Annotated in this window: 22 protein-coding genes; 7 read left to right on the top strand and 15 right to left on the bottom strand. The window is 68.7% G+C overall.

Annotation, left to right across the window (positions count from 1 at the left end):
• Positions 1 to 153 precede the first annotated feature (153 nt).
• Entirely contained in the window at positions 154 to 1,152 is a 999-nt protein-coding gene (locus VEC11_RS06340; RefSeq protein ID WP_464129796.1) for a serine hydrolase domain-containing protein, read from the top strand.
• Here VEC11_RS06340 and VEC11_RS06335 read toward each other — a convergent pair.
• The 3 genes from VEC11_RS06335 to VEC11_RS06325 form a co-directional block, all read right to left on the bottom strand.
• Positions 1,149 to 1,646, bottom strand: coding sequence for a hypothetical protein (locus tag VEC11_RS06335; protein WP_464129795.1), 498 nt, complete (start codon positions 1,644 to 1,646; stop codon positions 1,149 to 1,151). The genes VEC11_RS06340 and VEC11_RS06335 overlap by 4 nt on opposite strands.
• Positions 1,647 to 1,812: 166 nt before the next feature.
• On the bottom strand, positions 1,813 to 4,155 hold the full coding sequence (locus VEC11_RS06330) for a putative bifunctional diguanylate cyclase/phosphodiesterase (protein ID WP_464129794.1): 2,343 nt from the start codon (positions 4,153 to 4,155) through the stop codon (positions 1,813 to 1,815).
• Between the two features lie 148 nt (positions 4,156 to 4,303).
• On the bottom strand, positions 4,304 to 6,202 hold the full coding sequence (locus tag VEC11_RS06325; RefSeq protein WP_464129793.1) for a M1 family metallopeptidase: 1,899 nt from the start codon (positions 6,200 to 6,202) through the stop codon (positions 4,304 to 4,306).
• A gap of 281 nt (positions 6,203 to 6,483) precedes the next feature.
• Between VEC11_RS06325 and VEC11_RS06320 the strand changes: the two genes are divergently transcribed.
• On the top strand, positions 6,484 to 7,155 hold the full coding sequence (locus VEC11_RS06320; protein WP_464129792.1) for a hypothetical protein: 672 nt from the start codon (positions 6,484 to 6,486) through the stop codon (positions 7,153 to 7,155).
• A gap of 6 nt (positions 7,156 to 7,161) precedes the next feature.
• On the opposite strand, the gene VEC11_RS06315 is transcribed toward VEC11_RS06320, so the two are convergent.
• On the bottom strand, positions 7,162 to 7,512 hold the full coding sequence (locus tag VEC11_RS06315) for a hypothetical protein (protein ID WP_464129791.1): 351 nt from the start codon (positions 7,510 to 7,512) through the stop codon (positions 7,162 to 7,164).
• A gap of 219 nt (positions 7,513 to 7,731) precedes the next feature.
• Here VEC11_RS06315 and VEC11_RS06310 point away from each other — a divergent pair, with 219 nt between their 5' ends.
• Together VEC11_RS06310 and VEC11_RS06305 are read left to right on the top strand one after the other, a co-directional pair.
• A complete protein-coding gene (locus tag VEC11_RS06310) occupies positions 7,732 to 8,160 on the top strand; it encodes a hypothetical protein (RefSeq protein WP_464129790.1) in 429 nt (142 codons plus the stop codon).
• 150 nt (positions 8,161 to 8,310) lie between these two features.
• Positions 8,311 to 8,760, top strand: a complete 450-nt coding sequence (locus tag VEC11_RS06305) for a hypothetical protein (protein WP_464129789.1) — start codon at positions 8,311 to 8,313, stop codon at positions 8,758 to 8,760.
• 34 nt (positions 8,761 to 8,794) lie between these two features.
• Here the strand turns inward: VEC11_RS06305 and VEC11_RS06300 are convergent, their stop codons facing one another.
• The 7 genes from VEC11_RS06300 to VEC11_RS06270 form a co-directional block, all read right to left on the bottom strand.
• Entirely contained in the window at positions 8,795 to 9,442 is a 648-nt protein-coding gene (locus VEC11_RS06300; RefSeq protein ID WP_464129788.1) for an SHOCT domain-containing protein, read from the bottom strand.
• A gap of 3 nt (positions 9,443 to 9,445) precedes the next feature.
• On the bottom strand, positions 9,446 to 10,138 hold the full coding sequence (locus VEC11_RS06295; RefSeq protein WP_464129787.1) for a hypothetical protein: 693 nt from the start codon (positions 10,136 to 10,138) through the stop codon (positions 9,446 to 9,448).
• Positions 10,135 to 10,602 (bottom strand): hypothetical protein, encoded by a 468-nt coding sequence (locus tag VEC11_RS06290; protein WP_464129786.1) that lies wholly within the window; start codon positions 10,600 to 10,602, stop codon positions 10,135 to 10,137. The genes VEC11_RS06295 and VEC11_RS06290 overlap by 4 nt, the downstream gene beginning before the upstream one ends.
• Positions 10,603 to 11,825: 1,223 nt before the next feature.
• Positions 11,826 to 12,278, bottom strand: a complete 453-nt coding sequence (locus tag VEC11_RS06285) for a PA2169 family four-helix-bundle protein (protein WP_464129785.1) — start codon at positions 12,276 to 12,278, stop codon at positions 11,826 to 11,828.
• 156 nt (positions 12,279 to 12,434) lie between these two features.
• Positions 12,435 to 13,994, bottom strand: coding sequence for a serine hydrolase (locus VEC11_RS06280; protein ID WP_464129784.1), 1,560 nt, complete (start codon positions 13,992 to 13,994; stop codon positions 12,435 to 12,437).
• A gap of 24 nt (positions 13,995 to 14,018) precedes the next feature.
• A complete protein-coding gene (locus tag VEC11_RS06275) occupies positions 14,019 to 14,801 on the bottom strand; it encodes a helix-turn-helix domain-containing protein (protein WP_464129783.1) in 783 nt (260 codons plus the stop codon).
• 31 nt (positions 14,802 to 14,832) lie between these two features.
• A complete protein-coding gene (locus tag VEC11_RS06270) occupies positions 14,833 to 15,450 on the bottom strand; it encodes a hypothetical protein (RefSeq protein ID WP_464129782.1) in 618 nt (205 codons plus the stop codon).
• Between the two features lie 107 nt (positions 15,451 to 15,557).
• Between VEC11_RS06270 and VEC11_RS06265 the strand changes: the two genes are divergently transcribed.
• A complete protein-coding gene (locus tag VEC11_RS06265; protein WP_464129781.1) occupies positions 15,558 to 16,100 on the top strand; it encodes a TetR/AcrR family transcriptional regulator in 543 nt (180 codons plus the stop codon).
• Positions 16,101 to 16,139: 39 nt separating this feature from the next.
• Here VEC11_RS06265 and VEC11_RS06260 read toward each other — a convergent pair whose 3' ends face one another.
• The 4 genes from VEC11_RS06260 to VEC11_RS06245 all read right to left on the bottom strand — a co-directional run bounded on the left by VEC11_RS06260 (position 16,140) and on the right by VEC11_RS06245 (position 20,231).
• Positions 16,140 to 16,622 (bottom strand): hypothetical protein, encoded by a 483-nt coding sequence (locus VEC11_RS06260; protein ID WP_464129780.1) that lies wholly within the window; start codon positions 16,620 to 16,622, stop codon positions 16,140 to 16,142.
• A 34-nt stretch (positions 16,623 to 16,656) separates the two neighbouring features.
• Positions 16,657 to 18,021 carry a hypothetical protein gene (locus tag VEC11_RS06255; RefSeq protein ID WP_464129779.1) on the bottom strand — a complete coding sequence of 455 codons (1,365 nt, stop codon included), beginning with the start codon at positions 18,019 to 18,021 and terminating at the stop codon, positions 16,657 to 16,659.
• Positions 18,018 to 19,241, bottom strand: coding sequence for a caspase family protein (locus tag VEC11_RS06250; RefSeq protein WP_464129778.1), 1,224 nt, complete (start codon positions 19,239 to 19,241; stop codon positions 18,018 to 18,020). Before VEC11_RS06250 ends, VEC11_RS06255 begins: the two co-directional genes overlap by 4 nt.
• Positions 19,242 to 19,355: 114 nt before the next feature.
• Positions 19,356 to 20,231 carry a hypothetical protein gene (locus VEC11_RS06245; protein WP_464129777.1) on the bottom strand — a complete coding sequence of 292 codons (876 nt, stop codon included), beginning with the start codon at positions 20,229 to 20,231 and terminating at the stop codon, positions 19,356 to 19,358.
• Between the two features lie 200 nt (positions 20,232 to 20,431).
• Between VEC11_RS06245 and VEC11_RS06240 the strand changes: the two genes are divergently transcribed.
• A complete protein-coding gene (locus tag VEC11_RS06240) occupies positions 20,432 to 22,234 on the top strand; it encodes a DUF4062 domain-containing protein (RefSeq protein ID WP_464129776.1) in 1,803 nt (600 codons plus the stop codon).
• Positions 22,213 to 22,434 (top strand): hypothetical protein, encoded by a 222-nt coding sequence (locus tag VEC11_RS06235; protein ID WP_464129775.1) that lies wholly within the window; start codon positions 22,213 to 22,215, stop codon positions 22,432 to 22,434. The genes VEC11_RS06240 and VEC11_RS06235 overlap by 22 nt, the downstream gene beginning before the upstream one ends.
• Positions 22,435 to 22,495: the final 61 nt, after the last annotated feature.

The following is a 22,495-nucleotide window of genomic DNA, read 5'->3' as shown; positions in this document are numbered from 1 at the left end:
GGTCTCTCCTTCATGCTACATATGTAGCATAAAAGGGAGGTGATGGTGGTCAAGGGAGGGGTTTGGGCAGCTCTGCTGGTCCTCGGCGCGCCCGGACCTGCAGTGGCGCAGCGGGCATTGCCTGTTGCCCCAAACGGGGATCTCGATCGCAGCATGCTTGCTGCCCTGGCCCGCGACATCCGGGCTGGGAGATACTCCAACATCCATTCTGTGGTGGTGATGCGCCACGGGCGCATCGCCTGGGAGCAATATTTCAGCGGGCCCGACGAGCGGCGTGGCACTGCCGCCGGCAATGTCGTCTTCGGTCCAAACGTTCTCCATGACTGCCGCTCGGTGACGAAGAGCATAGTGTCGATCCTCTTCGGCATCGCCGTTGCCGAAGGACGCATTCCGAACCTCGATGCCCCGGTGCTCGACCACTTTCCGGAATTCGCAGATCTCAGGACGCCCGAGCGCCTCGCCATTCGCGTGCGCCATGTCCTGGCGATGAGTTCAGGCTTCGAATGGAATGAAAGCTCCCGTCCTTATGGCGATCCAGCGAACAGCGAGACGGCCATGGACGCTGCCCCCAACCGACTCCGGTACATACTCGAGCGCCCGATTGCGGCGGCGCCTGGACAGAGATGGACCTATAATGGCGGCAATACCCAGTTGCTCGTCTCCATCATCGAGCGAGTGACGGGCATGGACGTCGAACGCTATGCCGAGCGCACGCTCTTCCGCCCGCTCGGAATCCGCCGCCACGAATGGCTCCGCTATCCGGATGGCAAGGCGATCGCCGCTTCGGGGCTGCGCCTGTTGCCCCGCGACATGGCGCGAATTGGGCAGCTCTATCTCCAGCGCGGCCGCTGGAACGGCCGGCAGATCGTGCCCGAATCCTGGGTCAGCGCCTCGCTTTCGCCCCAGGTCCGGATCGCGGACCGCCCGCTCGGCCTGCAGCGCTACGGCTATCAATGGTATCTCGGAACGGCACGGCTCGGCGAGCGCAACCTGCCTTATTCAGCGGCGATCGGCTATGGCGGGCAGCGGATCGTGGTGATGCCCGAAATGGATATGGTCATGGTGCTTACCGCCGGCCTCTATCGCGATCCGCGGCAGAGCGACATCGCCTTCGAGATTCTGCTCGACCGGGTGCTGCCCGCCACGCGCTAGTCGGTTTGATCCGTAATTCTCCGGTCGCGCCCGCAGCGGAAGGACCGGGCCCTCGTATCCGCGATCTGCCGGGCCCGGGCATTGGCGTTCGGGGTCGCCAGCAGCAATGCCACCAGGCAGCCCGGCCGGCCGCGGCGGCCGATCGATTCCACCGCCAGCATGGAGCGGCCGCCCGGCAGCGCCTCGGGGATCGTGTAGCGGTAGATCACCGCAAAGGCCCGCCCCCCTTCGCGCCGCCATTCCAGCTGCGGCCCGAGCTCGTTGAGCTGGGCCGGCGATTCCCATTCGCCATTGTCGATCCCGGCATCGAGGTCGAAGCGGGCGTCGTCCTCGTTGACGAACAGGGTGATGCCGCCCAAGCCCCGGCAGCGCCGGTTCACCCAGTCACCCTCGCCGGCATGGGCGACCGTCACGATCTCGCAGGCGTCGAGGTCGAGCGGCGTGTAGCTGCTGGACGGTGCCGCGGCCAGGGCGGCGAGCAGGATCAGGCTCATGGGCAGTCCCCCTTTTCGGGGAAATTAGGTCAGTTCCCCCGCCGAGTCATCCCGGCGAGAGCCGACCCTGAACGCGATCCCGGGAATTGGAAGCGCAGACGCCTTCATCCATCCCGCAAAAGGGCGTTCACAGGTCCCGGCTTCTGCCGGGATGACCCGGAAGGGGTCAGGCGCTCATCCTGCTGCGCTGCGATCCCAGGACCAGCTCGCTGGCCTTCTCGAAGCTCATCGGCCGGCCGAACAGATAGCCCTGGATCTGGTGGCAGCCGAGGTCGCGCATCCGCGTGAAATCGTCGGCCGTCTCCACGCCCTCGGCGGTGACGGTCATCCGGAAGCTCTTGGCGAGCTGGACGATCGACTGGATGATCGCGACCGTCTCCTTGTTGATTCCGGCCTCGCGCACGAAGCTGCCGTCGATCTTGAGCTTGTGGAACACCGCCTTGTTCAGATAGCCGAGCGAGGAATAGCCCGTCCCGAAATCGTCGAGGGCCATCGAGACGCCGAGGGCGCGCAGCCGCTTCAGCACCTCGATCGCATTGGCGCTGTCGCCCATGAACACCGATTCGGTCACCTCCAGCTCCAGCCGGTTGGGCTGCAGCCGGTTGCGGCGGATCGCGTCGTTGATCGTGTTGGGCAGGGCCGGGAAGATGAGCTGCTTGGCCGAGACGTTGATCGCGACCGAGATGTTCTCGGGCCAGCAGGCCGCGGCGCGGCAAGCCTCCTCGATCACCCATTCGCCGAGCTCCATGATGATCCCGGATTCCTCGGCAAGCGGGATGAACTGGATGGGGGGCACGATCCCGCGGGTCGGGTGATGCCAGCGGATCAGGGCCTCGAAGCCGACCAGGCTCTGGTCGGCGGCGTTGATCAGCGGCTGGTAGAGCAGGTGGAACTGCCGCGCCTTGACGCCGATCCGCATGTCCTGCTCAAGCCGGAGGCGGTCCTCGGCCTCGTTCTGCATGTCCGCGTTGAAGAAGCAGCAGGTACCGCGGCCCTGATTCTTGGCCTGGTAGAGCGCGAGGTCGGCCTTCTGGATGAGGTCGTCGACGCTCTGCCCGTCGACCGGGCCGAAGGCGCAGCCGATGGAGACGCCGATCCTTATCTCGACCTTGTCGATGTGGAAGGGTTCGGCGATCGCGGCGATCAGCCGCTCGGCCAGATCCTCCACCTGGTGCCGGCTCTGCGCGTCCTTGATCACGATCGCGAATTCGTCGCCGCCCATCCGCCCGACCTGGCCGAATGGTCCGGTCTCCTTGACGAGCCGCTGGGCGACGCTCTTCAGCACCGCATCGCCCTTGGGATGGCCGAACGTGTCGTTGACCGGCTTGAAGCCGTCCAGGTCGAGGAACAGGATCGCGCAGGGGCTCTCGCCGCCGGCCGAGCCGGACAGGGCCTCGCCGAGCAGCTGGCGGACGCGGCCGCGGTTGGGCAGGCCCGAGAGCACGTCCATATTGGCCAGATTGGTCAGTCGCTCCTGCGTGCGGCGGACGTCGGTCACGTCCTGGCCGACGCCGCGGAAGCCTTGGAACTGGCCGGTCACGTCGATGATGGGATCGCCCGACAGGCTGATCCAGCGCGTGCCGCGGCGGGTTGCCAGCTCCATCTCCAGATTGGTGAAGGGCTGGCGGGAGAGGAGGATACGGCCGAGCGCGCTGCTGCCGCCCAGCGCGGCGGGCAACGAATGGCCGACCAGCTGGGTCGTCGAGCGGCCGAGCAGGGCGGTCATCCGGGAGGAGATGTAGGCGACGCGATTCTCGGCATCGACCTGCCAGAGCCAGCCGACTCCGCGATGCTCATATTCGTTGAGCAGCGAGCGGATCGCCTCCGCCTCGGAGCGGGTCTTGGCGAGGCCCTTGAGCTGGCCGAAAATCCAGCGGGTCAGCCGGGCGACGCTGAACGCGCCGGTGCCGGCGAGCAGGGCGAAGGTCAGGGTGAGCTTCGGATCGAGCGTGCTGCCGCCGATATAGTAAGAGAGGCAGAAGGCGCCGGTGAAGGTCGCGATCCAGGCGACGGCGGCGGCCGGAATCGCGGCGAGCGCGATCGCGGTGGAGATCATTGCCGCCATGGCGCCACCGATCACCATCTGCACGTTCGGCGACTGGGTGGCGAAGGCCCAGGTCGGCAGCGCCGCCCAGAGCCCGGCCAGGCCCACCGCCTCGGCGATGGCGAACCATTTGGAGCGGGGGCGCACGGTGCGGCTGGCGCCGCGGCGCGCGGCGACCAGGGCGCTGCGGCACGACACCCAGTTGGCGAAGGCGACCAGGGCGACCCAGCCGACCACCCAGGTCGTCTCGACCGAGCCGTACATCGCCCAGCCGACGATCAGCGAGGCGGCGACGGCGGTGACTGCGAAAAACGGCGCGAACAGGGCGCGCGCCTCGACCTGGCCGTTGTGCAGATGGGCGGCGCGCAGCCGCTCATTGCCGGCGTCGAATGTGACTGGCGCCGACGCGCCCGCCGGCGCTTCGGGTTCCTGCTGGTCGTCCGTGGCTACAGGCGCGTGAAACATCGGAAAATATGCAGGCCCCGCTGGTGGACCTCCGCCCTACCGGCAAGACTTTGACGGACCGTTAAATTCCGCTCAGAAATCCGCCGCTCCGGCAGCCTGCCCAACGCCGGAAATCCCTGCGTTAACAGGGGTTAGAGCGGGTCGATGGTCAGCGAGCCGCCGAAGCGCGCACAATCCGGTCAACCGACCCCGTCGTGACCGCATGATAGCCGGGCCGCGCGCGGGCATAGAGTCGCTCGGCAATCGGCTGGCCCCAGGCACCCTGATCGACCAGCGCCTGGAAGAGCGGCTGGACGAACTTGCGCCGCCCCATGCCGAGCAGGAATCGCTCCACCGCCGGCAGCACCGGCTCGTAGCGGTTGCGGATGCCGAGCCGCAGCCAGACGAAGAGCACCTCGGCATTGCCGCTCTCCGAGAGGCGGAAGGCCCGGTCCAGCTCGGCGAGGCGCGCCTCGGGAAGCTGCTGCGGCAACGCCTTCAGGAAGCGCACGCGCTCGGCCCAGTTCCAGCCCTGATAGGGCACTGCGCCGGCCCGTCCGCCGGCATTGAAGGCGCGCGCCGCCGCGTCGACCGCGGCGAAGGCGGCCGGATCCGGGCGCGCGGCATTGTCGGGCAGGCCCGGCCGGTAGACCCAGGCGTCGAGCTGCAGCCGCCGCTCCAGCGCCCGGTCGCCGCGGACCAGATTGGCGCGCAGGTCGGCGAGGAAGCGCGCCGAGGTCATCGGCTGGAAGGCGTGGCGGTCGAAATAGGAGCGGAGCCAGCGGTCGAGCCGCGCGCGGCCGACGATCCGCTCGATCGTCCTCAGGAAGATCGCGCCCTTGTCGTAGACGATGCCGGTGCTGCCGCCGTCCATCTCCTCGGACGGGTCGTGAAGCGCCGTGCGTGGCGAGGTCGGCCCGAGTTCGCGCAGGCCGGCCTGCATGTCGTCCCAGGAGAGCGAGGCCTCCTGCGCCGCCCGCGCCCGGCCATAAACCGCCTCCATGATCCGGTTCTCGAAATAGGAGGTGAAGCCCTCGTTCAGCCAGCTGTCGTGCCAGGTCGCGTTGGTAACGAGATTGCCCGACCAGCTGTGCGCCAGCTCGTGCGCGACGAGGCCGACCAGGCTGCGGTCGCCGGCGATGAAGGTCGGCGTCAGGAAGGTGAGGGTCGGGTTCTCCATCCCGCCATAAGGGAAGCTCGGCGGCAGCACGATCACGTCGTAGCGGCCCCAGCGATAGGGACCGTAGAGCCGCTCGGCCGCTTCCACCATCCGCTCGGTGTCGACGAGCTCCGCCGCCGCCCGGTCCATCATCGCCGGCTCGGTCCAGACCCCGGTCCGCCGCCCGAGCGGCCGGAAGGCGATGTCGCCGGCGGCGATCGCGATCAGATAGGGGGCGACCGGGTGGGTCATGCGGAAGCGGTAGGCGCGCCGTCCCCGTCCCGCCGGCGCGCCGTTCGGAGTCAGCCGCTCGCCGGACATCACCACCTTCAGCGGCGTCGGCGCGGTGATCCGCGCCTCCCAGGTCTGGCGGATGCCGGGGCTGTCCTGGGTCGGGATCCAGGTCCGGTTGAGGATCGACTGACCCTGGCTCAGCAGATAGGGATGGCGCTTGCCCGCGGTCTGCTCGGGCGTCAGCCATTGCAGCGCCTCCGCACCCTCGCCCGAGCGGTAGCGGATCGTGACCCGCCGCGCCGCGCCGATCCGGATCGTCAGCGGCTGGCCGCGAGTCTCGTGATTCGCGCCGAGCGTGTAGCGCAGGGGGCGGCCGCCCGGCCCGGTAATCGCCTGGATTTCCAGCCCCTTGCTGTCGAGGACGATCTCCTGCGCGCCCGCCGCCGCCTGGATGTCGAGCGTCGCCGTGCCGGCCATGCGCTTCGCCTCGAAATCGGCGGCGAGATCGAGCGCGACATGGGTGACACGGGCGATTTCAGGCCGGGCATAGGTCTGCACGTCGCGCGCATCCGGTCCGCTGAGGATCGGCGCCACTGCGCGGTTGCCCGCGCGCTGGGCGGAGGCGCTGAGGCCGAGGGAGAAGAAGAGGGCGACGGCGAGAAACAGGAAACGCATGGCGACTTTCGACGGAAGCAGGTGAAGGGCGGGGCCTGCCTAGTCCAACGCCCGGGCGCATGCAAAGGGAGCACAGCTCTCGATCCTCATAGTCATCCCGGCGAAAGCCGGGACCCATGAACTCGGATTTCGTGCTGGAGCGGGGGCGCATTCGTCTCCTCCCGTGGGTAGTATCCACGGGTCCCGGCCTCCGCCGGGATGACTCCTGTCGGGTCAGTTGAGCCTTCTTTAATCCTTCCACCCCAAGGTCTTCGCCGGGAATTGGGGAAGGGCGCGGGGCGATGAAGTCAGTGATGCTCGGCATGGGCGGGCTGTGCGCGTGCGGCGCCTGGTATCTTTCCGATGGCCCCGATTTCGACCGGGTCGTGAAGAAGCCGCCCATGGAGGTCTATGCGGCCTTCTCGCGGCTCGCGCAGGAGGGGGTCGTCACCCCGCCCGACCAGCGCGGCCCCGGCCCGCGCGTCTCCTTCAAGGTGGAGAAGACCTCCGGCCAGACCATCCGTTACGAGATCCGCTTCGACGACCGGCCCGTGGTCGAGGCCGACCTCAATTTCTCGCCGGCGGGCGCGGACGGGCGCGAGACGCGGATGACCGCGGAGCTCGACATCGACACGTTCGAGCTCGGCTCCGCCTTCCAGACCGAGGCCGGCGTCGCCCTCTCGATGATCCCCGACCGCTTCGTCGACGCCCAATTCGCCCGCTTCATGGAGCATATGGTGCGCGATGTGGAGGCGGGGCGGCCGCTGCCGCCGCTCGGCACGCGCAGCTTCGGCGTCCGCTCGGCGTCCTCGAGCCGGCGCGAGGCCGATCCCGACTATCGCCGCGCCCGCGCGGAGGCGCAGCAGCGCGCCGCCGTCCGGCCGATGAGCGACGCGCGGCCGATGGTCGACCCCAACCGGGCCGCCGATCGCTATTTGCGGGAGGGCCGCCAGGACAATCGCTGGGACCGCTAGACGGGATCAGCGCTCCGGCTGGATCCCCATCTGCGCCGCGCATTGCTCCATGGCCGGCCGCTCGCGGCCGCCATTCTGCGCCATGCCGTCGACCGCGCACTGGCAGAAGGCGTTGACGTCGGTGCCGGCTGGCAGCTCGTTCTGGACGTCCTGCACGCATTCCTGGATGCTCGAGGGATCGCGCGCGCCGCCGGATGCGGTCGGGGCGGGGGTCTGCGCGGGCGGCGCGGCGCTTTCCGCCGGGGCGTTGGTCGCGGGCGCCGGCGCGGGCGCGTTGGCGCTGTTGTTCGCGGCGCCGCTATTGCAGCCGGCGAGCAGGCAGAGCGAGGCGGTGGTCGCAAGGAAAAGGCTGCGCATGGTGCTGGATCCCCCCATTTACGGCCGGCCCGAATCCGCCGGCCCGCCGCCAGAAGGCCGCGAATCGGGCAGGATGTAAAGCGCGCTCCGCCCCGCCGCCTTCGCCCCATGCCGGGACGTATCCGCCAAGTGCCTGGATCGAATGGGGAAAAAGTCCGTGCGCTTACGGCGGCGTAACGGCATAATCCGCCGCGGAGAGTGAAGAAGAAGGGGGATTCCATGAACAGCAAAATGCTTACTCTTGGCGGCGCCGTGATCCTGATCATCGGCCTCTTCCTGCCTGTCGTATCGGCCCTGGGCATGAGCGTGAACATGATCATGCCGCCAGGCGAGGGCGTCTCGGGCGCGGGCCTGGTCGTGGTCGCCTGCGCGGTCCTCGGCGGCGCGCTGGCGCTGATCAACCAGACCAAATGGGCGGTGGTCCCGGCGCTCGCCGCGCTCGCCTTCCTCGTCTGGAAATATATGCAGCTGCAGAATTTGATCAGCAGCGGCCTTGGCGACGTGCCCCCCGAGGCGGCCGAGGCGATGGCGAACATGATGCCCTCCATCAATATTCTCGGCTGGGCGGTCATGGGCATCGGCGCCCTCGTCATGCTGGTCGGCGGCGCCATGGCCTGGAAGAGCACCGCTCCGCCTTCGGCCGCCTGAGCGTTTCGACTATCCTGGAATTGCGAGCGGGGCGGGCCTGGTCCGCCCCGTTTCCTTTGGCGCGGCGGGCCGGGCGGCAAAAAAATCCGTGCGCTCCTGTAACGATGGGCGCATAGTCTCCGCGCAATGTGGCCGAAGGGGGGGTATCACATGGACAAGAAATACATCGCCTTGATCGGTGCGGCCGTCGTCATCGTCGGCCTGTTCCTGCCCGTCGCGAGCTCGACCAACATGAGTACGGCGCTGCTCATCCAGGGCGAAGGGGTGAGCTGGCAGGGTGCGGTCGTGCTTCTCCTGGCCCTCATCGGCGCGGTGCTCGCCTTCATGGGCAGGACGAAGCATGCGGTCTGGCCGGGCATCGCCGTGATCGGTCTGCTGGCCTGGAGCTATTTCGACGCGCAGGGCCGGCTCGACAGGATGGCCGCCATGATCTCCGGCCCCGACGTCCCGCCGGATTTCGCCGCGATGTTGTCCCAGCGTCTGCCGCATCTCAACCTGCTTGGCTGGGGCGTAATGGGCGCGGGCGCCTTGCTCATGATCGTCGCCGGCGCGATGGCCTGGAAGGGCAGTGCCGAGGCGCCGCCGCCTGCCGCGGCCTGAGCGAGGCAGGGGGGCGGGCCGCGGTCCGCCCCGCTTACAGCCCGGCGAGGATCTCGGCCTTCTTGGCCTCATAATCCTGCGCGCTGATCAGGCCCTGGTCGCGCAGCGCCTTGAGCTGCGCGAGGCGCGCCCCGATGTCGCCGCCGTCCGCGTCGCCCGGCAGGTCGACGGAGACGTTGCGCACCCGGACCTCGGCCTCGCCCCGCCGCACCGCATCCTGCACGCGGCCGAGGATGTCGCCGAGGCCGCTCGCGCCCGCCGCGCCGGGCCAGCCGCCTTGCTGCGCCGGCCCGCCGAAGCCGAGCGCCTCCATCTTCCGCCGCAGCCGCCGCGCCACCAGCGGCCGGACCAGGAATTGCAGGAGCAGGAAGAGCACGGCCGCGTAGATCAGGAAGCTGACGCCCATGGCCGGGAAGGTGATCTCCTCGCGCGCCCCCTGCTTGCCGCTGCCGGTCTGGCAATAGATCTGCCGGATCAGCGAATATTCGCCGGGGCGCCGATATTCATGCGCCGCGTGCACGACCTCGCCGCTGCCGCAGACGATCGCCGCGCCCGGCGCGACCACCCCCGGCCAGACGGCGAAGCCCGCCGTGGCGATCATCAGGGCGACGAACAGCGACGCCGGCACGATGATGCAGCCGGTCGGGTTGATCTTCAGCTCATCGCGGCCGCGGATGCGCATGGCTCAGCGCGGCAGGTCCGGCCGGCGCGGCGGCTGCGGCGGCGCCCCCCGGCGCATATAGGAGGGCGGCGCGACCAGGTCCTTGCGCGGATCGCGGCGGCGGAGCTTCAGGATCAGCAGGCCGAACAGGAAGATGCCGAGCGCGACCCACCACAGGATCGAGGCGCCTGTCAGCCACGCGGGCAGGCTGAAATTGCGGACCCACTCCCAGAAGCCGCCGCCGCTTTCGCTGCCCTCGCTTGGCCCGTCCACCGGCACGTCGGCCTCGTCCAGCGGCTTGGGATTGTCCGCTTCGGCGGGTGCGGGCATTGGCGGCGCGCCTTGCGGCCAGATCGCGTTGAGGCGCCGTACCGCGGACGTCTGGTCGGGCCGGGTTCGTGCCGTGCAGCCGAGCAGCTGATGCTCCACCGCGACCGGAATGCGGTCGTTCTCGAGGCCCGGCAGCGGGTTCGCGCCATGCCCCTCCAGATAGGTGTCGAACGTGCAGCCGCAGATCGCCTCGAGATCGTCCGGCGTGAACGCGCGGTTCTCGCGCAGCCTCGCGACGCAGACCGGAACCGCGCGGCTGCGCCACTCCTCGCGGGTCGGCTGCGCGGCTTCGCCTCCCCCGGCATCGCCGGGCGGCAGCGGCTTGGCTGCGATCAGCAGGCCCGCGGCGAGCAAGGCCGCCGGCATCGTGCCCGCCCGCTTGCTCATTTGCCGCCGCTGCCGGCGGGCGCGGGCTCGGCCGCCTCGTCGCCGCCCTCGGCTCCGGCGCCCTCCAGGGCGAAGCCATGCTCGCGCGCACATTGTTCGGCGATGCCCTCTTCCCTCGGACCCTCCCTGAAATTGATCAGCTGATCGATGCTCAGACCCGCCATCAGCCGGTCGACGAAGCAGGTGCAATAAGGCCGGAAATCGGTGCCCGACGGAATGTCCGGATTGCCCGCGGACTGGGTGCGCGAGGCATTGACGCAGGCTTGGATCTTGACCGTCCGATAATTGCGGCGGAAGCTCTGGTCCGACGACAGGTCGGCCCTGGCGTCCGACGAGGGCCGCGCCGGCGGCGTCGGCAGGCCGGACTGGCGGCCGCCGAGCTCGTTCCTCAGGTCGCTGCCGCTCCGCTGTCCGCAGGCGCTGAGGGTGATTGCGAGCAGGGCGGCGGCGAGCAGGGTACGCATGGGGCCTCCACGGCGATGACCGGAGGCGAGAATAGCAGGCGGCCGACCCGGGGCAATGCCGGAAAGGAGCGCGCATCCGCAGCGATCGACGGCCCGAAACCTCCTTCTGACGTGCTCCGGCGAAGGCCGGAGCGCTGGCCGGAACTGCCGCTCGCTCGCGCTACGCTCCGGCCTCCGCCGGAGCACGGAAATGGCGGCCGAACGGGTCCCGCGAGATCGCTGGGCTCCTGTGCTCCGGCGAGGGCCGGAGCGCTGGCCGGAACTGCCACTCGCTCGCGCTACGCTCCGGCCTCCGCCGGAGCACGGAAATGGGGGCCGAACGGGTCCCGCTAGATCGCTGGGCTCCTGTGCTCCGGCGAAGGCCGAAGCGCTGGCCGGAGATGACGCTCGCTCGCGCAACGCTGCGGCCTCCGCCGGAGCACGGGAAGGCGATCTGGCCCGCCCATCCTGGAGGGCATCCTGCAGACAGCGCAGCGATCGGATGTCTCCAAACGCAAAACGGGGCCGGTGTCGCCACCGGCCCCGTCTCAGGTTCCGGCCGGGGTCTCTCGACCCCGGTCGGTTCCCAATCGGGTATTGCGGGAGCAAGCTCCAACAAGGCCCGATCCGGGACGACCGAAGCAAGCTCCGAACCGTCCCTTCAGGCTTTCGCGGGCAAGCCCGCTTCCGCCTGTCGGACGTCTTTCCGGCGAACCGGCGACCATCCTGGACGTCTTTCCGGCAAGCCGGCGACCATCCTTTGGGCGTCCAACCGGCAAGCCGGCGACTTTCCCTGACGGACATCCTTCCGGCAAGCCGGCGATTGTCCATCTTGCGGCTCTTCTCCACCGGGCGAACCCGGCTTCCCGACCTTCGGATCCTCTCCGGGCGAACCCGGTGACTTTCCTCCGGTCGTCCCTTCGAGCAAGCTCTCCGGGCGGCCTTTCGCGGTTCCTTCGCCCGAAGGCGATGGTTCCGCCGGACTCCGGAAAAGTGGGTTCGGCTTTGGGTTTCCCCGCTGCCTCGCGCTTCTTCCCGGCTGCCCCACCAGAGCGTCCCTGGCCTCCTTCCCGAAGGATCTCGGCCTGTTCGGCACTGGCGGCGTCGCGGAATTCCGTACCGTTGCCGGCAGGTCTTCCTTGACCGCGAAAGGCCAACATGACCGGCCTCGCCGATTCGCGAAAGGCCTTCGAGCCTGTGGATAACGTGGATAACGTGGATAAGTCGGCGGGAGTCGCCGCGCCTCAGTCCGCTGTCTCCAGCCGGTGCTTCAGATCGCTCGCCTCGTCATGGCCGCGGCGGACCGATTCATAGGCCTCGCGGACCGCGCTCATCACTGCCGGCGACATCCGCTCGTCGTTCAGCACGCGCTCGAACTCCTCCTTCAGATAATCCTCGCCGCGCTCCACTTCCTTGATGATCGCCTTGTCGCCGCCGCCGAGCGCGACGCGCAGATCCTCGACCCGGCGGTGCAGGGTCCCGGCCGCGGAGCCGTAATCGGCCGGCGTACCGCCCTGCGCCCGGCTCGCCTCCTGCAGCAGGGTCAGGGCGGAGCGCCGGTCCTGCGCCATCTCCTCGAAGAAGCCCTTGTAGCGCGCGGCCTCGGCCTTCTCGGCTGAATTCTCATAGCCCTTGATGCTGTCGATCAGGGTGATGATCAGGTCGTCGAGCTTCGAAACGTCGTGATTGTCGGACATGGCTACGCCTCCATTGAACGGGATGGCGCGGTAACGGCCGCGGCCCGGGAAGGTTGCCGACGAACCACTTAACGTGATGAGATATAGAGTTAATAGCCGAAAAGACCGCATCAGCATGGGAACGAGCCGGGCCTCGCCAGAGCCGGCCGGCAAGGCTCAGGCGCAGCGCCGGAATTCCGATCCCAGCGCCTGCACGGCGACCACGCGCCCGTCAGTCGCCACGAAGCGGAGCACGCCGCCGTCGCCAGGGACCAGCTCGATCCGCATCGCATCGGTCATCTCGAGCGGCTGGCCGGTCCCGCGAAGCCGGCCGACCCGCACGATCAGCGCTCCATTCTCCTCGGCGATCGTCAGGGTGCCGTAATCGGGATGGCAATAGCGCCCGCCATAAGCGGCAGGCGGCAGCGTCAGCCGCCAATGCCGCCCGGCAATGCGAGCCTGCTCGGCAGCGATCTGCGCGATGCTGGCCTCGACCTGAGCGGCAATCTCCGCGATTCGCTCGCGTCCCGTTCGTCCGGCCGCTTCCGGCCCCTCGCGCAGCCAGTCATAGACATAAGCGGCGACGACATCCGTCAGGATGAACCCTGCGCCCTCGTCATTGGTCAGGACGGCGACGCCGATGTCGCGCGTCGGGATGAACGATACATGGGCACGGGCACCGGTGAAGGCGCCGAAACTATGGACCAGAGTATCGCCATGATAGTCGCCCGAATACCAGCCCAGGCCATAGCCCGCGCGCCGGAACATCGCGAACCTCTGATTCATCGTCACGACCGGCCGGTGGGTCGCCGCCCCCACGGCCGCAGGCAGTGCCGTTTCTCCGCCGCGGCTGGCCGAGAGATTGAACCGGAGCCAGCGCGCCATGTCCTTCGCGCTGGAATATATGCCGCCGCCCGACTGCATCGTATCGTCATGCCGGATGAGATAGCGCCGCACGGGGCTGTTCGGCCCCAGGCTGGTATAGGGCGCCGCGAAGCGCGCCCGCGTCCGCGCCCGCTCCAGCCCGCGGGTCAGCGTCTGGCGCAGCCCCAGCGGCACGAAGACCTCGCGCTCGACGATGTCCTGCCACGGCCTGCCGAGCCGACGCTCGATCAGCAAGGTGGCGAGGTTGTAGCCGATATTGCCATAGCGAAAGGTGCCGAACGGCGCCCCGCTATTGGGCTCCAGCCGGCCAAGCAGGCGCCACAAAGTCGCCTGGTCATGCTCGCCGCTCAGGCCGAGCCTGAAGACGATCGGCTCGTCGAGCAGGCCGTGCGTATGGCTGAGCAGATGCTGCAGGGTTACCTCGCCGGCGCGGATGTCCGGCGCGAAGCGGACGTCCGGCGCGAGCTCGGCCAGCGTCCAGTCGAGGTCGATCACGCCGCGCTCCTCGAGCAGCGCCAGCGCGAGGCTGACGAAGCTCTTCGTCGACGAGGCGATGTAGAAGCGCGTGTCGGCGTCGGCCGGCACGCCGGCCTCGACATCGGCCCGGCCGAAGCCGCGGACGAAGAGCGGCCCGCCGCTCCGCGAGACCGCGACAGACAGGGCGGGAATCGTCGGCAGTCGAGCCAGCGCCTCGCCGATGAACGCCTCGAGATCGCGGACGAGCCTGCGGTCGGCTTCAGGGGAGGGCACGGTCGCCGTCACGGTCGGCGCCTGCGCGCCCGCCGCAGGTGCGGGCAGCAACAGGGCGGCCGCCAGGACGGCGGGCAAAAGGCAATGGCCGGGTCGCTGCATTTCCGTCTCCCATCTGCCTGATGGCTAGGACGGACAGGCGACCCGGGCTTGAACGGATGTAACATGCCGGGTCAGGAGGGCGCGCAGCCGGCCCGCGCCCATGCCGCAGCTTTCGCGCAGCGTGCGGGCCATGTGGCTCTGATCGGCGAAGCCGGCATCGGCCGCCGCCGCGGCCAGGCTGGTTCCCGGATGCAGGGAGGCAGCGATCGCCCGGGCCGCCATTGACCGGCGCCGGAAGCTGCTCGGCGCAATGCCGAAATGACGCGTGAACAGCCGCGAGAAATGGACCCGATGGACGCCGCAGCGCGCTGCCAGCGCCGCGACGGCCACCGGCCCGGGCTCGGCGAGCATCTCCTCCGCCGCCTCGCGCAGCCAGTGCGGTGCCCTGTCTGCGTGCACGCGCTCCGGCGGATCGCGCAGGGCCCACAGATCGAGCAGGCATTCCGCCCAGTCGTCCGGGGCCGGCGCGTGCGGGAGGAAGGCCGAGGCTGGAACCCAGTCGACGCCCGAGGCTGGCGGCGCGCCGTCGGCCACCCAGTCGGCAAAGTCCAGGGTAAGCACCAGCGCGCCGGACGGACCGTAGCGAACCGCGTGCCGCGCGCCGTCGGCGCGGAAGCCGGCCTGGCCCTGGCACACCAGCCGCTCGCCCGCCGGCGTGACCTCGAGAAACGAACCGGCAATGACCACCGAGACATGCGGCTCATGATGGCCGTGCGCGTCCTGATCGAGGCCCGGCGGGTAATAGGCAAGCTGCCGGCGTAGCGGCCCGTCGGGCAGGATGATCGCAGGAAGCTCGCCATTCTCCACGGTGTTATATAAACATAATACACCTTGATGATCAATCGCCGGAGGGCCCCTCATCCCGGAAGTCGCCACGGAGCAGCAGCCAGCCGACCAGGATCGCCCAGAGGAACTGCGCGCCATAGACGAGGATCGCCGCGTGCAGGTGCATGCCGATCCAGCCGCCGGCGAGCAGCAATGCGGGGACGCCCCCCGCCAGCAGGCCGAGCAACGCTACGGGCTTCGACTGCCGCCACAGGTCCAGCGACCAGCAGAGATAGGCCGCGCCCACCGCGACTACGCCGAGCCTGGCCAGCGCCTGGTTGACCGCCCAGAGGATATGCAAGGCGTCATGGCCCGCGCCCTCGGCGGCGAGGGCCGGCGCCGCGAAGCCGTTGACGATCGCCGCGCCGATGCTTGCGAAGGTGCCGATGGCGAACGCGACCAGCCCCGCCAGTACCGCCGGCCGGCCGAGGCCGCGCCGCCGCGCATAATGGGTGAAGCCGAAGGCCAGCATCGCCGCGAACAGGATCATCGCGCCGTGGACGATGCCGACCAGGGCGCCGGCATGGAGGCTGGAGGGGTGATGCGCCATGGCCAGCATGCCCAGCCCCGCCGCCCCGGTCAGCGCGATCCCCGCCGCCCGGTCGGCGCGCGCTTGCTCAGTCTCCGTCATTCCCGCCCCCGTCATGGACATTTCCCGCTCCGGGGTGGAGACAGGGCGCGGGCCTGGCAAGCCGGCGCGGCCGGTTCGCGGACAGGGGATTGGAGAAGTCCGGAAACATGGCGGAGACGAAGGACCGGCGCGCACGGCGGACGAAGGCGGTCCTGCTCGGCGCCTTCAACCAGCTGTTCCTCGACCGGCGCCGGCGCCGGATCAGGGCGGCCGACCTGATCGCCGAGGCCGGCGTCGGCCGCTCCACCTTCTACGATCATTATTCGAGCGCCGACGACCTGCTGCTCGAGGCGCTGCGCCACCCCTTCGCCACGCTCGCCGACACCGCCGCCGGCCGCGGCGACGCGGCGGCGACGCGCTGGCTGATGGACCATTTCTGGGAGAACAGGGCGCGGGCCCGCGAGCTGTTCGACAACGGGCATATGCAGGGCCGCGTCTCCCGCCTGCTCGCGGAGATGGTGGCGGAGCGGCTCGAAGGCGCGGCCCTGATCGTCCCGCCGCCGCTCGCCGCCGCCCAGCTCGCCGAAGCCGCGCTGGCGCCGGTCCGCGCCTGGGTACGGGGCGAGGCGCCAGCGAGGCCCGAGGCGATCGCCGAGGGGCTGTGCCGCACGGGGCGAGCGCTGCGGGAGGCTTTGGGCGCGGACGGTTAGGGCCGCGGCAAGTCTCAAGCCCCTGCCGCGGTCCCCCGGTCAGCGTGGCGTCGCGCCATTGGCGGGGGTCTGCACATTCTCCGCCGAACGGTTGCCGCTGCCGGCTGGCGCCTGTCCGTTTCGCTCCGCCACGGCATTGCCAGCCGCGCTGCAGTAGCTCGGCATGAGATCCCGGCTTGCCCACAGCAGGACGATGGCGGCGAAGAAGAGCGCGAGCCAGGCCGGCGCCTTGGCAAGGGCGTCGACCAACCCCTTGAGTGCCTCGATAAACTTGACCGGATCGACCGGAACTGGCGCGCGGGAAGCGGTATAGCTGCTCTCCTTCCTGAACAGCGGCGCGAGCCGGATGACGAGGTCCGCCAGCGCCGTTGCCACCGCGAGGATGATCGCAACCCACAGGAAAGTCTCGATGAAGCCGATCAGGTGAATTTTCAGCCCTTCGCACTTTTCGGCCAGGGTGCTGTATTCCTCCATGCCATTGGGCAGGTCGATTGGGGCATGGTTTGCGTTGTTGATGGCCATGAGATCCTCCCGTTCGGAAAGCGGCTCGCTGCCGCTACCACCTGAGGCCGAATGTGAATTTCCACTGTTCGGAGAATTCCAGGGAATCGATATTCTCGCCGCGCGTATAGGTGAGGCCGACGCCGACGTTCGGGACCGGCTCGAAGGTAAGCCGCGCGGTCAGCAGTTCGACATCCCCGGTGCTGCCGCCCAGCGCCTCGCGCAGGCGGTACTGGCCCCAGAGCGCGATCGCCCCGTCATTGGGGCCGCCGAGGAGGAGCCGGAATTGCCCCTCGAGGTCGAAACCTACCCGGGTGAATTCGTTCGCAGTCTGCAATTCGGTCTTCGCGCCCGGATCCGAGACCGAAAAATGATCGGCGGCGGCGGTGAAGAGCCAGCGGAAACGCAGCCGGTCCGGGACGATGTTGAACGTGACCCTGTTCCCCGGCAGCGGTATCTGAGGCGTGAGGGTCGCGCCGAGCGACCACGCGCTGGAGTTGAACCGGTCGTCGGTCAGATAACGGGCCGATAGCGTGTAATAGTGGGTGAGCGTGTCGCGGCTTCTCGTCTGGAGGAAACCCGCGAGCTGCACCCCGAAATTGAGATTGTTGACCTCATCGCTGCCGGCCGCGCTGCTGCCTTCGCGTTCATATTGCACGAACGTCACCGCGCGGCCCCGGGCGGTCAGCCAGGGGCGCCGTTCCGCCCGCTCGCGGCCTGGCCCGAAAAGCTCGGGCCAGATGATCCCGGCCGTCGCATGAATGGAATAGCTGTCCTCGTCGGTTTCCTCGTCGCGGACATAGGCGAATTCCGCGAACGGCTTGTCCTTCAGGTCCGCGATCGCCAGGTCGTCGGGATCCCGCGCCAAGGCGAAAACCGGCCGGGGTCGTCTTTGTTGGTCCTGGTCCGGCGTTGTCGGGGTCTCGCCCCCGGTGGGTGGGATGATGTCGCAGCCGAACGCAAAGCTGCTGTCGTCTCCGCGCAGGATCGCGAGCAGCACGGCTTCGGCCTGGTCGCGCGCCACGGGCGCGCCGTTCCGGTATGTCACTTCGATGCCGCCGGCGCTCCTCGGCAGCAGCGCGCCGCTGCTGCCGTCGCTCGGGTCGGTCCAGGTCTCCGCCAGCCGACGGAGAAGGAGAAGCGTATCGGCATTGTCGCCGCCGGCGGTGGTGAAGGCGGCCCGGGCGAGCGCCCGCTCCTGATTGCCCGCATGCTCGTAACTGTAGTTCAGCGGAGCCATCGTGGATGCGCCGATCGCCGCCCTCAGCCCCTCCGCGGAAATCCTGCCGCTGGACGCGCTGCACCGGGACGAGATTTCCGGCGCCAGCTTTTCGACGAGGCGCGGATCGGCCGTCGCCCGCGCCGGGCTCGCCGCCAGCAGAACGGGCAGGATGCCGAGACCGATCAGCTGCCGGGTCATCGTGCCAGCTCCCACCGACGGCGCGACGGCTGACCGCTGTCGCTGACCTGCCCGAAAACCCAGCTGGCGACCTGGAGATAGGTTTTGCCGCGCAAGTCCTCGAGATCGTCGTCGGTCCCGCTCGCCAGGTCCACCCAGATGTCGAAATCCTGAAGGATGAGGTCCTGCGTGCGGCCGAGAAGCATGCGCATCTCGCTGGCGTCGCCGAAGCGATCCGACACGGTTTCGGTCAGGCCCACATGGACGTTCGTCAGGTCGTGTGCGGCCGCCTGAATGACCCGCTCTGCGTTGGCTTGGGTGAAGCTCCCGCTGAACCGCGCCGCTTGCGCCGCGGCCCTGGCCGCCTGGCGGGCCGATCCGCCCGCAATCGAGAACGGCTGCTGCGCATCGAAAGCGCTGTCGGCCGTGCCGAAGACATTGTGCTGCGGATGCTGCAGCTGCGGCACCTGGTCCTCCCGCAATACGCGGACGATCTCCGTGTGGAAGCGCCGATAATCGCCGGCGAAACGGCCATAATTCCAGGCCTTCAGCAGCGCCGCGGTGAACGCGCCGTTCTCCGGCCCGTCATAGGAGCTCGTTCCGTCCTGGCAGCCGGCGAGCAGGCGCACCGTATAGGCTGCCGGCCCCGGGCGCTGGTCGAGGGCGGCCTTCGCCGCGAGCTGGATCTCGGTATAGGCGGCCCGGTGCGCCTCGTAGACGCGCCGCTTGATCGCCTCGGGCATCGACTTGATCCGCGGCCTGTCGGCTATCGCTTCCCCGCCGGGAAAGGGGGGCGCCAGCTTCGCCACCGTCTCCGAATTGCAGCTGTCGGAGATCATCAGGATGCGCACGCCGGGCCGGAACCGGCGCCAGAGCAGCTCCAGCTCGTCATCGACCAGCTGGCCATCGAACAGGCACAGCGTCTCGTCCATGCCGTCGGGCTCGATGTCGCCGCCGGCCGCATTGGGGAGCTGTCCGCCATGGCCGGAGAAGGTCAGCAGGAAGATGTCGCCCGCCTCCGCGGCTGCGGCCGCGGCGGTCAGCGAGTCGATGAACGCCTGGCGCGTCGCTGCGGCCCGCAGCAACTTGCGGGTCTCGTAACCCGCGCCGGCGGCCAGCGCCTGCATGTCGTCGGCATCATTCTCACAGGCTTTGAGTTCGCCGTCCCAACCCTGATAATGCGCCGGGTCGACAAAGTTCAGCCCGACATGCAGCGAATAGCCCTTGGCGGCAGCGCACATGATCATCCTCCCACGTTGCTGGAAGGAGTCGTGCCATGCCGCGACAGCCTGGCCGCGTGACGCCCGTCACGCTTGCGAAACTTTCGGATTCAGCCTCGCGGCGGGCGCGGCCGCTCAGGGTTCCAGATAGTCCCGGCAGGCGGGGAGGGGGACGTCGGGGCGGTAGCGGCGCGTGGCCGCGTCGAAATAATAGGTGCGGGTGAAGGTGCAGGCCGGGTCGCGGACGACGTCGCCCTCGCTCCACGGGATCGGGTCGCGCCGCGTCCCCGGCGGCGTGCGCAGGCGGCGGCCCGGCGAGGTCTGCGCGACCGTCGCCACGATCAGGTCAGGCGGCTGGTCCGCCGGCTGGGAAGAGGGCAGCAAGGTGAGCAGGGTGCTGTACTCGAACCGGTCCTCGCAGGCGGCGATCGCGGCGGCTTCCTCGTCCGGGAGCACCCGCAGGGGCACGCTCTCCGCGCCGGGCGGCGGCGTCGGGCGGGGGCACATGGGCTGCTCGATATAGCCGCTGAGCGGCGTCTCCAGCACGACATAGGGTTCGCCGCCCGCCACGCTGGGAATGTGGAGCAGGAGCAGCCGCCTTTGGTTGGAGAAGAAGCCCGGCCGCGCGCCGGTCGTCTGCCACGTTTCGATGCCGATCAGTGCCCCGCCCCACCAGTCGCGCACGATCTCGCTCCAGATGCTGAAGCCGTCGCCCGGCCGGTCGGGCAGTGTGTACCGCCAGCGCCGCTGCTGCGGATCGCGGTTCGTCGCGCGGGCGACGACCCGCAGCTCCCGTGGCCTGCGCTCCCCGACCCGCGGGAAATGGAGCTCCGCGCACCAGATCCGGTCGCGGCTGCAATGGCGGATCGGCTCGCCGTCGGGCCGGCTCTGGTTGCTCCAATGGAAGCTCTCGATCCGGTTGCCGCCCGGGTCGTGCAGCCGCTGCGCCTGGGCGGACCCGGCCGCGCCGGGCAGCAACAGCAGCGCGATCATCGTCACCCGCAGCCTCATCCTTGCTTTGTGCGCAACCCGGGCCCATCTCGCAACCGCCCGCCTTGACGCCCGGCACGGCGCCCACTGACAGAATTAACAATCTGGCGGGCCTTGGCGCTGTTTCCGCGCCTTTTTCTTGCCTTCGTTCCCATGATTGCCGACAGGTCGTGTAACGGGGGAAGGCAATGCCAGAAGAGCCCAGGACCTATCGAGCGATCATGGTGTCCAGTACTTTCACCGATCTGGAGGCGCATCGGCGCGAGGCAATCGAAGCCATCCATCGCTTCGGTTTTCACGCCAACGTCATGGAATATAGCGGCGCCCGCAGCGATGCAGACGTGATCGATGCAAGCCTCCGCATGGTCCGCGATTCGGCCGCCTATCTCTGTGTCATCGGCCACAGATACGGCCAGACGCCGGTCGATGCCGTCCGCAATCCGAACGGCCTGTCGATCACCGAGCTCGAATTCAATGAGGCGCGCCGGCTCGGCCGGCCGATCCTGCTGTTCCTGATGGCCGAGGACCACCCGGTTACCAAGGGCGACATCGAGCCGGATGCGAAGAAGCGCAAGAAGCTCGAAGCGTTCCTCCGGCAGGCGAAGCGCATCGATCCGGATGCCGCCCCCGAACGTATGTACGAGAGCTTCGCAAGCAAGGACGAGTTCGCGAAGAAGGCCGCGATCGCGGTCGGCCTGCAGGCGATCCAGGCGGCCGGCGGCTCGGACCTGCCGGATCGCGCCGTCCGCGACGCGATCGCGCGCTTCGTCGACGTCAGGCCCGAGGCGAACCAGGCCGAGCTGGCCGAGGCGATCGAGCGCTTCGAGACCGGCTATCGCGCCTTGGAGCAGCAGCTCGCGGCGATCACCGTAACCGACGATCGCGTCACTTCGCTCAAGGCCGATGCCGAAGAGGCGCTCGCCGAGGGCGATCTCGACAAGGCCCGCGCCGCCTATCGCGAGGCCGCTGACGCCGCCCGCGACAAGGCCGCCGAGCCAGTTCGGACCGCCGCCGAGTTGAAGGCTGCCGAAGCCGGCGCCCATTTGCTCGCGTTCGACTGGGAGGGCGCGGATGCCGCCTGGGCGGAGGCTGCGGCAATGCTGGCGCCGTTCGACCCGGGCGCGGCCGAAGAATTTGCCGATGAGGCGTGTGATCGCTTGCAGTTACATGGCCAGCTTTATGCTCGTGCGGGAGCGTTGACCGTCGCTATTAATCGCAGACGCAGGTTGGCCGAGTCCGCCCAACTGCGCGGCGACGAATGCGAAGCCTTACGCCAGCAGAACAACCTCGGCCTTGCGTTGAGGGCTCTAGGCGAGCGGACCGGCGGCTCCGAGGGATTGCGCCTACTGGACGAAGCGGTTGCTACCTATCGCAACGCATTCACGGTCTACACTCATACTGACATGCCCAATGAATGGGCTATGACGCAGAACAATCTCGGCATCGCTCTTCACGTCTTGGGCGAGCGCACCGGTGGCTCCGACGGCATGCGCCAGCTCGACGAAGCTGTCACAGCCCTTCGTGACGCGCTTGCCGTTTACACTCGAGCCGACAGCCCCGCCGACTGGGCGATGACACAGAACAATCTTGGTAACGTGCTCACGAGCCAAGGCGAGCGCACCGCCGGTTCCGAAGGCTTGCGCCTTCTCAACGAAGCCGTCGCGGCCTATCGCGACGCGCTCACCGTTTACACCCGCACCGACATGCTGGTCGATTGGGCGTCGACGCAAAACAATCTCGCCACTGCGCTCGCGGATCTAGGCGAACGCACCCGCGGCGCCGAGGGCTTGCGCCTGCTTGAAGAAGCCGTCGAGGTCTATCGCGACGCGCTAACTTTGCGCACCCATGCCGACATGCCTGCCAAGTGGGCGATGACGCAAAACAATCTCGGTACCGTGCTCTGGAATCAGGGTGAGCGTACTGGCGGCGAGGAGGGACTGCGCCTGATCGGCGAAGCCGTACCGCATATCGCGATGCGCTCGGCGTCCGCACCCGCGCCGAGATGCCCGTCGACTGGGCGATGACGCAGGAAAATATCGGGTTGGCGTTCGAGTCAATGGCTCGAGCCGATCCGGATAATGCGCGCGCGCATCTCCTCGATGCGGAGGCGGCGTTTGCAGCCGCTTTGGACGTCTACACGCCCGAGCATATGGCCTATTATCACGACAAGGCGACGTGCGCGCTCGCCCGGGTCCGCGATAAGCTCGCCGCGCTCGACGCGTGATACTTGCCCCCACGCACTCATGCCCCCATCTCGGCGGCATCCGCGTTGACGCTCGTCCTCG

Source organism: Allosphingosinicella sp., assembly GCF_035626655.1.
GTDB lineage: Bacteria > Pseudomonadota > Alphaproteobacteria > Sphingomonadales > Sphingomonadaceae > Allosphingosinicella.
The sequence above is the reverse complement of the archived record's forward strand: the minus strand, read 5'-3'. Positions and strand labels throughout refer to the sequence as shown.

Coding starts and splice junctions, on each gene's coding strand:
- VEC11_RS06340 (WP_464129796.1), top strand. CDS start 154: ATGCTTGCTGCCCTGGCCCGCGACATCCGGGCTGGGAGATACTCCAAC.
- VEC11_RS06335 (WP_464129795.1), bottom strand. CDS start 1,646: ATGAGCCTGATCCTGCTCGCCGCCCTGGCCGCGGCACCGTCCAGCAGC.
- VEC11_RS06330 (WP_464129794.1), bottom strand. CDS start 4,155: ATGTTTCACGCGCCTGTAGCCACGGACGACCAGCAGGAACCCGAAGCG.
- VEC11_RS06325 (WP_464129793.1), bottom strand. CDS start 6,202: ATGCGTTTCCTGTTTCTCGCCGTCGCCCTCTTCTTCTCCCTCGGCCTC.
- VEC11_RS06320 (WP_464129792.1), top strand. CDS start 6,484: ATGAAGTCAGTGATGCTCGGCATGGGCGGGCTGTGCGCGTGCGGCGCC.
- VEC11_RS06315 (WP_464129791.1), bottom strand. CDS start 7,512: ATGCGCAGCCTTTTCCTTGCGACCACCGCCTCGCTCTGCCTGCTCGCC.
- VEC11_RS06310 (WP_464129790.1), top strand. CDS start 7,732: ATGAACAGCAAAATGCTTACTCTTGGCGGCGCCGTGATCCTGATCATC.
- VEC11_RS06305 (WP_464129789.1), top strand. CDS start 8,311: ATGGACAAGAAATACATCGCCTTGATCGGTGCGGCCGTCGTCATCGTC.
- VEC11_RS06300 (WP_464129788.1), bottom strand. CDS start 9,442: ATGCGCATCCGCGGCCGCGATGAGCTGAAGATCAACCCGACCGGCTGC.
- VEC11_RS06295 (WP_464129787.1), bottom strand. CDS start 10,138: ATGAGCAAGCGGGCGGGCACGATGCCGGCGGCCTTGCTCGCCGCGGGC.
- VEC11_RS06290 (WP_464129786.1), bottom strand. CDS start 10,602: ATGCGTACCCTGCTCGCCGCCGCCCTGCTCGCAATCACCCTCAGCGCC.
- VEC11_RS06285 (WP_464129785.1), bottom strand. CDS start 12,278: ATGTCCGACAATCACGACGTTTCGAAGCTCGACGACCTGATCATCACC.
- VEC11_RS06280 (WP_464129784.1), bottom strand. CDS start 13,994: ATGCAGCGACCCGGCCATTGCCTTTTGCCCGCCGTCCTGGCGGCCGCC.
- VEC11_RS06270 (WP_464129782.1), bottom strand. CDS start 15,450: ATGACGGAGACTGAGCAAGCGCGCGCCGACCGGGCGGCGGGGATCGCG.
- VEC11_RS06265 (WP_464129781.1), top strand. CDS start 15,558: ATGGCGGAGACGAAGGACCGGCGCGCACGGCGGACGAAGGCGGTCCTG.
- VEC11_RS06260 (WP_464129780.1), bottom strand. CDS start 16,622: ATGGCCATCAACAACGCAAACCATGCCCCAATCGACCTGCCCAATGGC.
- VEC11_RS06255 (WP_464129779.1), bottom strand. CDS start 18,021: ATGACCCGGCAGCTGATCGGTCTCGGCATCCTGCCCGTTCTGCTGGCG.
- VEC11_RS06250 (WP_464129778.1), bottom strand. CDS start 19,241: ATGTGCGCTGCCGCCAAGGGCTATTCGCTGCATGTCGGGCTGAACTTT.
- VEC11_RS06245 (WP_464129777.1), bottom strand. CDS start 20,231: ATGAGGCTGCGGGTGACGATGATCGCGCTGCTGTTGCTGCCCGGCGCG.
- VEC11_RS06240 (WP_464129776.1), top strand. CDS start 20,432: ATGGTGTCCAGTACTTTCACCGATCTGGAGGCGCATCGGCGCGAGGCA.
- VEC11_RS06235 (WP_464129775.1), top strand. CDS start 22,213: ATGCCCGTCGACTGGGCGATGACGCAGGAAAATATCGGGTTGGCGTTC.